The organism is Martinezella lusitana, from assembly GCF_900094565.1.
GTDB lineage: Bacteria > Pseudomonadota > Alphaproteobacteria > Rhizobiales > Rhizobiaceae > Rhizobium > Rhizobium lusitanum.
This window is the reverse complement of the sequence record NZ_FMAF01000024.1, coordinates 1-13,259: the sequence shown is the minus strand read 5'-3', so window position 1 is coordinate 13,259 and position 13,259 is coordinate 1. Positions and strand designations below refer to the sequence as shown.

Annotated in this window: 13 protein-coding genes; 6 read left to right on the top strand and 7 right to left on the bottom strand. The window is 60.4% G+C overall.

Going from position 1 to position 13,259, the window contains the following annotated elements; translation table 11 throughout:
• Positions 1-154: 154 nt before the first annotated feature.
• The gene (locus GA0061101_RS29445; RefSeq protein WP_047561108.1) at positions 155-2,533 is read right to left on the bottom strand and encodes a transglycosylase domain-containing protein; all 2,379 of its coding nucleotides are present in this window, start codon (positions 2,531-2,533) and stop codon (positions 155-157) included.
• A 344-nt stretch (positions 2,534-2,877) separates the two neighbouring features.
• Here GA0061101_RS29445 and GA0061101_RS29440 point away from each other — a divergent pair, with 344 nt between their 5' ends.
• The 3 genes from GA0061101_RS29440 (at position 2,878) to GA0061101_RS29435 (ending at position 3,751) form a co-directional block, all read left to right on the top strand.
• Complete coding sequence (locus tag GA0061101_RS29440; protein ID WP_037199234.1) at positions 2,878-3,066, top strand: hypothetical protein; 189 nt, start codon at positions 2,878-2,880, stop codon at positions 3,064-3,066.
• A 78-nt stretch (positions 3,067-3,144) separates the two neighbouring features.
• A complete protein-coding gene (locus tag GA0061101_RS40805; protein ID WP_280518115.1) occupies positions 3,145-3,267 on the top strand; it encodes a hypothetical protein in 123 nt (40 codons plus the stop codon).
• 241 nt (positions 3,268-3,508) lie between these two features.
• Complete coding sequence (locus tag GA0061101_RS29435) at positions 3,509-3,751, top strand: DUF982 domain-containing protein (protein WP_037199233.1); 243 nt, start codon at positions 3,509-3,511, stop codon at positions 3,749-3,751.
• Between the two features lie 229 nt (positions 3,752-3,980).
• Here GA0061101_RS29435 and GA0061101_RS29430 read toward each other — a convergent pair whose 3' ends face one another.
• Entirely contained in the window at positions 3,981-4,847 is an 867-nt protein-coding gene (locus GA0061101_RS29430; protein WP_092576472.1) for an SH3 domain-containing protein, read from the bottom strand.
• Between the two features lie 513 nt (positions 4,848-5,360).
• Between GA0061101_RS29430 and GA0061101_RS39575 the strand changes: the two genes are divergently transcribed.
• A complete protein-coding gene (locus GA0061101_RS39575; protein WP_156143674.1) occupies positions 5,361-5,507 on the top strand; it encodes a hypothetical protein in 147 nt (48 codons plus the stop codon).
• Between the two features lie 30 nt (positions 5,508-5,537).
• On the opposite strand, the gene GA0061101_RS29425 is transcribed toward GA0061101_RS39575, so the two are convergent.
• The 4 genes from GA0061101_RS29425 to GA0061101_RS29410 all read right to left on the bottom strand — a co-directional run bounded on the left by GA0061101_RS29425 (position 5,538) and on the right by GA0061101_RS29410 (position 9,939).
• Complete coding sequence (locus tag GA0061101_RS29425) at positions 5,538-6,989, bottom strand: efflux transporter outer membrane subunit (RefSeq protein ID WP_092576470.1); 1,452 nt, start codon at positions 6,987-6,989, stop codon at positions 5,538-5,540.
• A 352-nt stretch (positions 6,990-7,341) separates the two neighbouring features.
• On the bottom strand, positions 7,342-8,286 hold the full coding sequence (locus tag GA0061101_RS29420) for a phosphoribosylaminoimidazolesuccinocarboxamide synthase (protein WP_092576545.1): 945 nt from the start codon (positions 8,284-8,286) through the stop codon (positions 7,342-7,344).
• A 146-nt stretch (positions 8,287-8,432) separates the two neighbouring features.
• The gene (locus GA0061101_RS29415; protein WP_092576467.1) at positions 8,433-9,116 is read right to left on the bottom strand and encodes a phosphoribosyltransferase; all 684 of its coding nucleotides are present in this window, start codon (positions 9,114-9,116) and stop codon (positions 8,433-8,435) included.
• Positions 9,103-9,939 (bottom strand): pseudouridine synthase, encoded by an 837-nt coding sequence (locus tag GA0061101_RS29410; RefSeq protein ID WP_047561102.1) that lies wholly within the window; start codon positions 9,937-9,939, stop codon positions 9,103-9,105. The genes GA0061101_RS29415 and GA0061101_RS29410 overlap by 14 nt, the downstream gene beginning before the upstream one ends.
• 352 nt (positions 9,940-10,291) lie before the next feature.
• Between GA0061101_RS29410 and GA0061101_RS29405 the strand changes: the two genes are divergently transcribed.
• The gene (locus GA0061101_RS29405) at positions 10,292-11,011 is read left to right on the top strand and encodes a response regulator (RefSeq protein ID WP_037199224.1); all 720 of its coding nucleotides are present in this window, start codon (positions 10,292-10,294) and stop codon (positions 11,009-11,011) included.
• 3 nt (positions 11,012-11,014) lie between these two features.
• A complete protein-coding gene (locus GA0061101_RS29400; protein ID WP_092576465.1) occupies positions 11,015-12,367 on the top strand; it encodes an ATP-binding protein in 1,353 nt (450 codons plus the stop codon).
• Between the two features lie 64 nt (positions 12,368-12,431).
• Here the strand turns inward: GA0061101_RS29400 and GA0061101_RS29395 are convergent, their stop codons facing one another.
• On the bottom strand, positions 12,432-12,638 hold the full coding sequence (locus GA0061101_RS29395) for a hypothetical protein (protein ID WP_092576463.1): 207 nt from the start codon (positions 12,636-12,638) through the stop codon (positions 12,432-12,434).
• Between the last annotated feature and the right edge of the window lie 621 nt (positions 12,639-13,259).

Genomic DNA, 13,259 nt, shown 5'->3' with positions numbered 1-13,259 from the left:
AAGGCAGGAAATGACCTGGAATCCAGCAAAACGAATGGTTTGTCGCCCAAATTCCACATGCCGGGGCCGTCCGCGGGCCTGTGGATTTCATGCAATCCTATATCAGATCAGCCTTGCCGCGGCCATGCAAGCGGCAAGGCTGAAAATTACGTTTTTATTGGCCCAGAATGACGTCGAGAAGCGAGGAACGATGCGGTCGCACCGTCGCCGTGTGGGGGCTGGTATCGCCCACATCGGCAGGGGGGATGTCGCCGGTGTCGTAGGTGTTCGAGCTGTAAGGGTTGGTGTCGTCGGTCAGATTGGCCGGCGGCAGATCCTGCGGGTCGTCGTTGGCAACGGTCTGGTTGACGATCTGCGGCTGGATCGGCTGCTGCGACGGCCGCTGTTGCAGCGTCGGCTGCTGAATCGCCTGCCCGCCGCCGGACGTGCCGGAAATGATATTGCCGATCGTCGTGGGCTGGTCGGCATTCGGCGCCGATTGCGCCACGGGCAAGCCATTGTCGATGATCTGGCCGCCACCGAAGATCGGTGCCGGTGTCAAGCCCTTGTGCGCGGCGATCATGAAATCCTTCCATGCCCTGGCCGGCAACCCGCCGCCCGTGACCTTGCGCATCGACTTGCCGTCGTCGTTGCCGAACCAGACGCCGGTGGTCAGATGGCTGGTAAATCCGACGAACAGCGCATCGCGGAAGGATTGCGTCGTTCCGGACTTGCCGGCGGCCTGCCAGCCGGGAATGCGGGCCGACTTGCCGGTTCCATATGCGATGACGCCGGCCATCATGGCGTTCATGTTGGCGACGATATCCGGGTTCATCACGCGTGGCGGATTGGCGACATTGGCCTGGTAGAGAACCTTGCCGCCTGCGGTCGTGACCTTGGTCACGACGTAGGGTGTCGCCTTGAAGCCGCCGTTCATGAAGGCGGCGTAAGCGGAGGTCAGTTCCAGCAGCGATACCTCCGACGTGCCGAGCGCGATGGAGGCGTTGGCTTGCAGGTCGGATTCGATGCCGAGCCTGTGGGCCACCTTGATCACTTGGTCCGCCCCGACCTCGGCGACGAGCTGCGCGGCAACCGTGTTCAGCGACTGCGCCACCGCGGTGGCAAGCGTCACGGGGCCGCTGTAGCGCTGCTCGTAATTCTCCGGTGCCCAGTTGCCGATCTTGATCGGCGCGTCGTTGCGGATCGAATTGGGCGTTAGCCCCATTTCCAATGCCGCGGTATAGACGAAGGGCTTGAAGGCCGAGCCCGGCTGGCGCTTGGCGGTGACGGCGCGATTGAACTGGCTCTGTGCATAGTCGCGACCGCCGACCAGCGCGCGGATGGCGCCCGTCGCATCGACGGACACAAGCGAGGCCTGGGATGCGTTGAGCTTCTTGCCATCCTTGGCGAGCACGTCATTCAGCGCCTTTTCGGCCTTCTCCTCGAGCGACATGTCAAGGGTGGTGTCGACGATCAGGTCATCCTTGATGTCGCTGCCGATCAGCTTCGGAAGCTGATCCATGACCATGTCAGCGACGTAGTTTTCCGCGCCGCTCCAGTAGCTCTTCGAGCGTGTCGGCGGCTGCGACATCGCGGTCTTGATGTCGGCCTCGCTGATGAAGCCCTGATCCTGCATGGCCTGCAGCACCAGCTGGGCTCGAGCCTCCGCGGCGGCGGGATCACGGGCGGGCGACAGCCGCGACGGCGCCTTGACAAGGCCGGCCAACATGGCGGCCTCGCCGAGGTTCACGTCACGGGCCGATTTGTTGAAGTAACGCCGCGAGGCCGCCTCGACGCCATAGGCATTCGAGCCGAAATAGACGCGGTTCAGATACATCGTCAGGATCTGGTCCTTGGTGTATTTATGCTCCAGCCACAGCGCAAGCAGCACTTCCTGCACCTTGCGTTCCAGTGTGCGATCCGGCGACAGGAACAGGTTCTTGGCGAGTTGCTGCGTCAGCGTCGAGCCGCCCTGGACGGCGTGTCCCGTCAGGACGTTGGTCACGAAGGCGCGGCCTAGACCGATCGGATCGAAGCCGAAATGGGAATAGAAGCGCCGATCCTCGATGGCGACGATTGCTTCGGGTATGTAGGGCGACATGTCGCTGAGCGCCAAGGCTTCGCCGCCGGTCGTGCCGCGGTTGGCAATCAGGCTTCCGTCGAGGCCGGCGATCTTTACGTTCGGCGGCCGCTCGGGAATGGCCCAGGTGCTGGCGCTCGGCATGCGCGACCCGTAGTAGGCGACAAGGCCAGCAAGACCGATGCCGGCCCAGAGGCAAAGCACCAGTCCCCAATAGATCGTTGTGCGGATGAACCCGAAAAAACCGCGGCGCGGTGGACGTCGGGCGGGCTTGCGGCGGCTGCGCGAGCGGCGGGGCTTTTCGACCACCGGCTCATCCTCATCCTCGTCTTCGTCGTACTCCGGCTCTTCATATCGGGACGAGCGTCTGCCGCCAACGATGCGTTCGCCAGCGCTGAATCCGTCATCGATGCGTTCCCGGCCGCTGGAAAAGGATGGATCTATCCTCTGGCGTGATTTTTTCTTATCTGCCATTGCGGGCCGGTCGTACCTCGATGCTTCAGTGTTCCGATGTCTGCTGCCGAACTGATCACAACGGCAGCACATGCCCTTCAGGACGCGCGATCGCCCGTCTGCCGGCTATCATCTTGGAAGAATGATCCCGATGCTCCGGACAGGAGCGCTGCCGGCCGTTCGTTCACGAACCCCTCGCGAAGACATTAAATCCCGCCTGAACTGTAAATGCGGCGATTTAAGGAGGGATTAAGAACATTTCCGGCCCTCGCGATAGCGGCTTTCGCCCATCCAGAACGGGGGCGCGCAGGGAACTTTTCGCCGTCCCGGGCATTATCGTCCCATAAAAACGAGAGGGCGAGCCTATGAGTTCATTGATCAAGATAGAGAAAGCTGGCGAGAGCAGGCTGCGGGAGGTGTGGAGTGTCGAGGATTTTGCCCGGCGCCACCGGATTTGCAAGGACGAGGAAGTCCGGCTGAAAAAGCTGTTTGGCGACTTCGCGACAAAGCAGGAATTGCTCTCGAATGCGCAGAGGCCGCCGCTGTTTCGTTGAACAGTCTTGGCGGGCCGGGCGCGATGTTCATCGTGGGCTGCTGCGAGCGAACGGTTTGCGGCGGAGGAGGCTGCGCCAATGTGGAAGCGTTTTGAATTGTGGTTGGTCGACCAGATCGATCGGATATTCGGACTGGAGCGGCTCGCCCGCCGGGCCGGCTTCTCGCCCGACGAGGCAAAGCGTATCGCCCGCGAGAAATAGGTTGCACGCCAGCTCGCAACGGCATCCAGCGGATGTCCGCACTTCCCAAAAAGCTATTGCAGAAATTCGTCTCGCGGGTCTCAGCGGCCGGCCGATTGAAACCGGTCGAATGCTTCGAAACTTCGAATGGTCTTCGCAATGTTGCGTATTTTCGAATGATCTGATCAGAGTTATAGTATTGTCATGTGACCGTCTTGGAGGGCGGTTCCAAGCAGTTGGTAGCGCGTGAGGAGGAGTATTCATGCGACACATCAAATGGAGCAATCCGATCGAGATCGGTTTCGTTCAAGGTAGTTCCCAGACTGTGACAGGCCCATCCGAGGCATTGAATTGCATGGCCAATCTTTGGCCGGACCGCCGCGGTCCGCTGTATGTGGCGGCCAGAAGCGTTTGCCGGGCAGCGATCGATGGCCGCAAATCCGTCGAAGAAGCTCGTGAGATGTTCATCTCGGCAATGCGGGAAGCGCATCTGAAAACCCATTGAAGCGCCTCCGCGCTGCCGGATCGTCGATCGCTCGAAACTGCGCCCTGGCGGTAGTGCGGCAATAGGCACGTTACCTGAAAGCGGATCAATTCCGCGGGATTTCCTATTGTGCTGTCGCCACCGGGCCATAAAGACGGGGCAGCTTCTCAAGCTGCTATGCATGGCATCAAAAAGGCCGGCGACTTTTAGGGTCGCCGGCCTTTTGTTGTCTAGGTCTCGCAAAACGCCGTCAGCGGTTTGAACCTCTTACCGACATGCGGCAGTTCGGTTCCGACGCCGGGCAGGGATCCGTATGGTCAGGGCTATAAGGACCCGGGGCACCGGCATTCGGCCGCGGATTATTCTGCGGCTGCGGCTGCGGCTGGGGCTGGGGCTGCGGTTGAGCTTGAGGCTGTCGCTGCTGCGGTTCGGGGCGCGGCTGGTTGTCGGGGCGGTTATTGTCGCGCCGGCGATCCGGCCGGCTGCCAAAATCCTGGTTGTTGTCCGGCTGCTGGCGGCCCCAGTCCCGATTGCCGTCGCGATTACGGTCGGGGCGGCGATCCCAGTTCTGATCCTGTCCGTCATTCCAGTCCGATCCGCTGTTCCAGTCGCGATTGCGATCGGGACGGCGGTCCCAATTGCGATCCTGTCCGTCATTCCAGTTTGATCCACCGTCCCATCCCGGACTGCGATCCGGGCGACGATCGACCCAACCGGGACCGCGCCGCCAGCGATCGCGATCACGGTAGAAGTCGCGGCCGCGATAATAACGACCCCAATAGTCATCGAAGTTGAAGACCACGGTCGGAATACCGAGTGGGCGATAATATTGCGGATCGACATAGATACGACGCGACTGGTAGGTCGCCTGAATATAGCGGCCGGCGACCCATCCGCGACCACCGTAGAACGAGACGTCGCACCAGGGCGTCTCGTTGAGGCAGCCATTGATCCGCAGCGGCACGCCGACAGGGATCATGGTCACTGCCGGATAAGCGGTGCTCGGGCCTGACCGCATGTTGACATTTGCGGTGGCAAAGCCTTCCGCTGCCTCCGCGATGGCCGGCAACGCAACGAGTGCGGCCAGCATGCTCGCGGCAAGAACCTTGAACCTCATGAATACTCTCCCTTTGCACACCGTCGCCGCGAATCGCCGTGCGGTGCTTGTTCGGCATCTGATACGCCTACCCCGGCGCCCATTCGGTATGACTTCCCAATTTCGGCAAGATAAAGGCCTGCGCATGCACGGAATCTGATAGATTTCGCGGCGCGCCTTCAATCTCAGCATGTGTTTTAAAAGTGTTTGCATGAATGGAGCTTGAACGACTGTGGATAAAGCGTTCGAGGCCTGCGCGGCTTACTGTTCGGCGCGTTACTGTCGCCGGAGTGCGTATCTCTCATGACATGGCTGGAAGAATGATTGCCGCGACCTTGAAATCGCCGTGTTGCATTCCGACATAGGCTACAGTCATGCAGCCGATGGATGACCGGCGCGCTTCAAAGCGAGCAGTTTTTATCCTTCTTCGATCGCGGAAGTGAAGTTGACGTATCGTTAACCTTTCACGATCAATCTGGCTGCAGTTCCGCTTTCCCTTTGACCACGGATGTACTGGCACTGTTGTGAGGGCGGATGACGAAAGGCCGGTTTGCTCCGGCCTTTTTGTTTTTCATGGTGATGGCGTGCTTTGCGAAAGCGGGGCGCGCCATTTTCAATTTCGGCTGTGTTTCCGCCAACGAAAAACCGCCGCAAGTGACTGCGGCGGTTTTGAAGATTTAAGCGAAACGCCCGTTATACGGGGCGATGTCCTCAGTTGGCCTTCTTGGCCGAGACCTTGACGATCTTGGCCGGCGCTTCAGCCACGGTCGTCTTGCCGGCCGGTACATAGCCCGCGCCGATGTTGACGTTCAGCAGGATGTAGTCGTTGGCGCTCGTCTGAACGGCCTGCGCCAGGCTCTGCTGGGCTGCCGTCACGTTGCGCTGCGCGTCGAGAACGTCGAGCAGCGAAGACGCACCGTCCTTGTAGCTCGCGGTCGAGAGCTGCAGGGCTTCCTGATAGGATTTCACCTGCGCGTGCAGAGCAGCGACCGTCTGGGCATCGCGGGTGACCGCCGAGAGGTTGTTTTCGACATCCTCGATGGCACTCCTCACCGTCTGCTGCCAGACGATGTACTGTTCGCGGCTCGCTGATTCTGCACTCTTGACGCCGGCACGCAGTGCGCCACCGTCGAAGATCGGTAGGTTCAGAGACGGGCCGAACGACCAGCTGGTCAGGCCGCCGCTTCTGGCCGAAGTATGAATATAGGACGGCGAGATCGCGCCGCTGAGCGTGATCGACGGCAGCAGTTTGGCTTCCGCCACGCCGATCTCCGCTGTGGCCGCAGCGAGTTGACGCTCTGCGCGACGGATGTCTGGTCGATTGCGGATCAGATCGGCAGGAACGCCGGTGCGGACGCTGCCACGGAAGACCGGTTGTTTGCCGCCGCCCTGCATCTGCGCAATGATCGTCGAAGAAGGCACGTTCAGCAGCGTGGCGATATGGTGCACGGCCTGGCGATAGCTGATCTCGAAACCGGGAATGGTCGAAAGCGTCGAATTGACAAGGCCCTCAGCTTGAACGACGTCGAGGCGGGATGCCGCACCGGCTTCGAGCTGGAACTTCGTCAATGAGAGCGTATCGCGGCGGGACTTCAGGTTTTCCTGAGCGATCGCCACAAGTGCCTGATAGTAACGGGCGTTGACGTAGCTGGTGGCGAGATCCTGAAGATAAGTAAGCCGTGCGATGTCGACGCTGGAGTAAGCGGCATCGAGCGATGCGTTGGCGCCTTCCCTTGCGCGGCGATATTGGCCCCAGAGGTCGAGCAGCCACGAAACCGAAGCAGTACCGCCTGTGCTGTTTTGCGTTTCGGTCTGGGTGCGCAGCGAGCCCTTCTGGCCGCTGGTCGTGTGGTCGCCGCTAACCGTCAGGCTCGGCAGGCCGCCGGCACCTGCGGTGACGACCGCAGCTTCAGCCTGATTGATGGCTTCCAGCGACTGCTGGATGTTAAGGTTTTGGGCAAGACCCTGGGCGGCGAAGGCATTCAGTCTGGAGTCGCCGAAAGCGGTCCACCATTGTGAACCGGCGATATCGCCATTGACCTTCGTACCGCCCTCCGAGAATTTGGCCGGGAGAGGCATTTCCGGTGGCTTATGATCTGGGCCGCTGACGCAACCTGCCAGAATAAGCAGCAGGGCGGGGGCGGCAGTACGAATGGAAACCATCACATTGTCCCACAATTCAATTTACATGATCAGTGTTTTACGGGGTCGACATGACCCTAAGTGTTTCGGCGCTCCAGCCTTACGCAGTACAAACAATGACCCGAAGCGGTCGGCGTCAATCTAGCAATGAGTTTTGCAATAGCACAGTGGCTTTTACGATTTCTCGTCGGCGAACATATGTGGGATCGGGCGAAATAGCAGGGTTTCGGTAAAAAAAATCTAAAGTGTTGCAAAAAACATACCCTTCCGCCCACCACTCAAGGGTGCGGGATGTTAACGAATCGTTAGCCGATGCAACCATTGGAAGGTTATTCGGCCGGCCGGTCTCGTTAAAAGACCGCTCGGATCGTCTCTATGGGAAATAGCGAGCGAGACTTGCGCGAACCCGGTCGCGCGGTGTTGCACTGCGGTCGTCGGCCAGGAAAGGCGTACCTGTGATTGCTTCATAGGCACGGATATACACCTTGGACGTCTGCTCGATGAGCTCCAGCGGGATCTCCGGGATCTCATCCTTGTAGGGATCGCAGCGTTCCGTCACCCAGGACCGGACGAAATCCTTGTCGAAGCTTTCCGGGCGGACGCTCTTTTCGAATCTGTCCTGATAGCTGTCGGCCAGCCAATAGCGGCTGCTGTCTGGCGTATGGATTTCATCGGCAAGGATGATCGTGCCGTTTTCGTCAGTGCCGAATTCATATTTGGTATCGACGAGGATGAGCCCCCGCTTGCGGGCGATTTCCTGACCGCGCGCAAACAGGGCCAGGGCATAGTCCGACAATGTCCGCCATTGTGCCTCGGTCAGAAGTCCTTGCTCGATGATCTGGGTCGGCGTCAATGGTTCGTCGTGGCCGCCGTCGAATTCCTTGCTCGTCGGCGTGATGATCGGCTCCGGCAGGATCTGGTTGTCACGCATGCCGTCCGGAAGCGTGATGCCGTACATCTCGCGCTGACCCTTCTTATAAAGCGTCAGGATCGAGGTGCCGGTGGTGCCGGCGAGATAACCGCGCACGACGACCTCGACCGGCAGAATGTTCAGCCGCTTGCCGACGACGACATTCGGGTCGGGATAGTCGATGACGTGGTTCAGGCAGATATCGCGTGTCTGCTCGAACCAGTAGCGCGCCGTTTGGGTGAGTACCTGGCCCTTGTAAGGGATACAGGTGAGGATGCGGTCGAAGGCGCTCAAGCGATCGGTGCTGATGATGATGCGGCTGCCGTCGGGCAGGTCGTAATTCTCGCGTACCTTGCCGCGATAGTAATTGGGCAGTTCCGGGAAATAGGCTTCGGAGAGAATTCGCAACACGTCCACCAGCAGGCTCATGCATCCGCCCGACGGATGCTTCTTGAGCGGACCCTTAGCGCATTGCGGCGGGAATCGGAACGATTTTCATATGCAATGTTGCATTCTTCGAGCCGCCGGCATGGCTGCCCTGCTGGAAAAGGCGGTCAGCCGGGACTATGCCAGCCGCCATTTTCCGTCTGTTCGAGGATCGGTGTCGAAAAAACACCGACGATCCGCTCGCTCCATTGCCTGCCGTCCGCATCGACGCGCTCCCGCCAGCGCTCGGATTGCAGCATGGCCGCACCGATCACCACGGGTTCGATGCCGCATGCGGTCAGGAGGGCCAGGCCGGAAACGATCGAAGCTCCGCTCGATATGACGTCATCGACCAGCGCCACGCGCTTTCCTTCGAGCAGCGGCAACACGCGTGGATCGATATAAAGACGCTTCTCCTGGTTTGGCGTGGTGATGGATGAAAGCGCAACCGATAGTTCTTCCCTGTACCAGAATTTGCGCGAGGTCCCGAGCGGCACGTAACGACTATGGCCGAGCGCCCGCGCAACCCCGCTCGCCAGCGTCAGCCCCAGCGTCGGCAATCCGGCGACGACATCGATATCGTGGACCGCAATCCTGGCCGCAAGCGCCTCGGCCAGCGCTTCCTGCACGACGAAACTCGCCTGATTGACGATCAGCGATGCCAGCGCGTGCTTGCCATCAGCCAGGACACGGATCGGCAGGCGCAACTGGCGCCCGTCCGGGAGCTCCGCCACATAGAAATCGTGGCGTTCGCCCGCCGTCGAGAAAGTTTTGGGCGGGTGGAGCTCCTGCCAGAAATCATGAGGCTGCATCGCGTTTCGCCTTCGATCCGTTCTGTCCGTTTGTTTTCAGGTCCGCGCGCCGGCGCAGCCGAAGGATTTCGGCCTCCGTCAGGGGCCGGACCGCACCTTTCGGCAAATCGCCGAGCGCAATATCGCCGAAAGCGACACGCACCAACCGCAGGCATTCGATGCCGAGCGCCTCCAGCATCCGGCGGATCTGTCGGTTGCGGCCCTCCTTGAGTTCGACTTCGATCCAGCTGTTGCGATCCCCGCTGCGCAACAGGCGGGCCATGCTGGCAGTCAGAAGCTCACCGTCGTCGATGATTCCGCGCTCCATGCGCTCGAACTGCTCGTGGTCCATGATGCGGTCGACCTGGACGTGATAGACCTTGCCGACATGGCTGACCGGATCGAGCAGCGCCTGCGCCAAGACCGTATCGTTGGTAAAGAGGAGTAGCCCCTCGCTCGCCTTGTCCAGCCGGCCGACCGGAGCGAGATGCCGTGCATCGATGTCCCTCAGGCAGTCATAGACGGTCGGTCGGCCCTCGGGATCGTCACGGGTTGTCACCAGCCCGCGCGGCTTGTTCAGCATGAAGTAGAGTTTCTCTTCAGCAGATATTGCGATGTCGTCGACCGCAAATTGCGACCGCTCCAGATCGACCCATGTGCTCGGATCGGTGACTGTTCTCCCGTTCACGGTCACGCGGCCGGCTGAAATCAGGGTTTCGGCCTGGGTGCGGGAACAATAGCCGAGCTTGGAAAGCGCCCGCGGCAAGGTCACGCGCTTGCCGTCGGGTTCCTGTCTGCCTTTCGCCGTCTTGCCGGATCTTTGCGGTGAATGCCGCTGGCTCACCCGTTTGCCTCACGATCTCTACTGCGATGACCGGGCATTGCTGCCCGCGAAGGACAATCCTTTCGCACGAGGATGACCGGGACGCAAATCGCATTGCTGGAAAGCAGGCAAGGTCGGAAAGCGGCAGGGCTCGCATTTCATGGATACGAGCCCTGCCTCGGACCGGAGCGGGCGGTTGGGTCGGTAGGCGGCATAGAGGGTGCCGCCGTTCGCTCCGGAGGGATTGCCCTTGCTCGGAAACTGCACGGCTTCCTTTGCTGGGATTTTTCAAAACAGCGGAAATTTGTTACAGTTTGTAACGCCGACTGTTTCCCTGTTGCCAAAACCGCCTTTCGCCCCGCATGGAGGGGCCATGGTTTCCGCATCGCTTCTTCTGGTCGAGGACGACCGCGAGATTAGGGCGCTCCTCGAGGAGTTCCTGAGCCGCGAGGGTTTTGCCGTGCAGGCTGCCGATAGCGCCGCCGCCATGGACCGCATTCTCTCCAAGGGCTTTCCCGATCTCATCATTCTCGATCTGATGCTGCCGGGCGAGGATGGCCTGTCCGCATGCCGCCGCATCCGCGCCCGCAGCCAGGTGCCGATCCTCATGCTGACGGCGAAAACAGAAGATATCGACCGCATCCTCGGCCTCGAGATGGGCGCCGACGATTATCTCGGCAAACCCTTCAATCCGCGCGAACTCCTGGCGCGCATTCGCGCTATCCTTCGCCGCTCGGGGCCCGAGCGTCCCGAGGAGGGCGCTGCTCCTGCCCGGCGCAAGAGTTTCGCCGGCCTCACCGTCGACCTCGATGGCCGGGTGATCGAGATGGAGGGCGAACGCATCGTGCATCTGACAACGGCTGAATTCGATCTGCTCGTCTGCTTTCTCGAGCGGCCGCGACGCATATTATCGCGTGACCAGTTGCTCGACTGGACGCGCGGCCGCGGCGCCGATCCTTTCGACCGCACCATCGACGTGACGGTCTCGCGTCTTCGCACCAAGCTCGGGCATTGCCTGCCCGATGGCGCCCATATCATCACCACCGTGCGCAATGCCGGCTATCTCCTCACGACAGAAGTGAAGGATGTCTGAGCCATGCTGAAACTCGGCCTCGTCGCCCGCATCATCATGATCGTTGCCGTGGCGCTGTTCGTCATCCAGCTCGCGGCATTTGCCGCGGCCCAGTTGAAGCCGAATACGTCGCTCGATCCCGAAATCTCGCCGGCAATGCAGGTCAAGTCGGCGATCCGTCTTCTTGATGCCATCCCGCCCGAGACGCAGCCGCTGGCCGTCCGTGCGCTGAATGCCAATGGTCTGGCACTTAGCCTGATCGATGCTCCCTTGCCCGGGCAAAAGGATGATGCGTCCAATCTCACCCTGACCGACAAGCTGGCGCGTGAGTTCGCAGCGATCGCTCTGGGCAATCGCTATTTCAACATGCGCTCGCTTCCCGAAAGACCACAGGGCTGGTTCTCCGTCGGCGCGCCGGACCGCATCGTCGAAGTGTCGATCGGCGTCGCCGGCGGCAAGGTCGCCGTCTTCAGGCTTCCCGATACGCCGACGGTGCGGTTGCGCGGGGTTCCGGTCGGCCTCATGGCCGGCGTCCTTGGCATGCTGGTCGCTGTCATCGCGATCGCCGCCGTAGCGCGGGAGACCCGACCTCTCACGCGCCTGTCCCGCACTGTCAACTCCATCGGCAATGGTCTGCAACCGGTCGATATTCCGGAGAGAGGCGCCTGCGAACTTCGCATGCTGATCCGGGCCATCAACGCCATGCAGCTGCGCATCGCTGCCCTGGTCAACAACCGCACCCTGATCATCGGGGCGATCTCGCATGATCTCAGAACCTATCTCACCCGCTTTCGTCTGCGCATGGAGATGATGCCGGATACGCCGCATCGCGACCGGGCGATCGCCGATGTGGAGGCCATGCAGCGCCTCGTCGAGGATGCCCTTGGCTTTGCCCGCAGCACCGTCGTGCCGGACGGGAAGATTATCGTCGACCTCGACGTTGCCGTTTGTTCCCATGTGGCCGAGCGCCAGGATGCTTCAGACCTCGTTGCCTTCTCCCCGTTCGGGCAGCCCCTGGCCGTGACGATGCCTCAGACGGCATTGGTGCGGGTATTGGATAATCTGATCGACAATGCACTGCGCTACGGCGGCTGTGCCGAGGTCGGTGTCGAGCATCGCGGGGATCAAGGCGCCATCATCGTCGGCGATCGCGGACCCGGCATTCCGACGGAGCGGCGCAAGGAAGTGCTCGAGCCTTTCGTGCGGTTGGAAGAGTCCCGCAACCGCGATCTCGGCGGCAGCGGTCTCGGCCTAGCCATCGTCCGGCAAATTCTCGATGCGCATGGCGGCGCACTCTGCCTGGAGGATCGCGAGGGTGGTGGGCTCAATGCTGTCGTCTTGCTGCCGCTTGCCGCCACGGAAAGAAAGGCCGCCTGAGAAACGCTGGCGCCAAACAGCCTCGCGCTGCCGCACGATCCGTGCCGTACGCCTCGCCTGCAGCTCAGTGGCAGGTCAGAAACGTCTGGAGCTCTTCCCGGCTGACGACAACGCCGGCAGCGGCTTTTGAAGGATCCGGATGCGTATAGGTGAATCGCAGCAGGTCAGGCAGATTCAATGCCTGGCGCATGCTCATGATGCCCAGCGCACGACGTCCGCTGGCGCTGTCGACGCTGACTTCGATAATGCTTTCCGGTCTTGTTGTGTGCATTGTTTCCTCCCTCCTATGCTGTTTTTCTTACATATAGCAGAAATCTCATATAAAATATCGGTTTTTCTGAGGCTTGCATCTCAAAATTGCGTGTCGGCAATAGAGCGAGCGGAATGGGGTTGCTCAGCCGTCTGTGACCGTGGCCTCGATCCCTTGTGAGGCAAATCCAGACGAGAAGCGGCCTTGGGACATCGACTTTCCGTTGCGCCGACCGAAATTTTGATCATTTGGACAATATTTTTTGGAGCGCTTGTGGGCAAACGCTGCCTCTCCCCACATCCATCCACAAAATCCGTTTTCAAATCAATCACTTACAAAAATGTCAGAATTTTTACAGTTGGTGTGTTGACTTGGTTCGTTGGGTGGGATTATAAGCCCACTCACTGAACGAGGGCGGCGGCGCTGCTGGCGACGACGACTTTCGCTCTAGTGTTTCCTGGATTGGCTGCGATGCTGATTGAAGGTTCTGGGCTTAGGTGCTTGGGCTTACGGGAAGTGATTTCGACTGGTTTTTCTGGTCAGTTCTTTGACAATTGAAGATGAGAAGAAAGAGAAACGTGGGCGGCGAAGCTTGCGGGATCTGAAGAGATTTGGATCCTTGGAATAGACTTCGACGGTTAC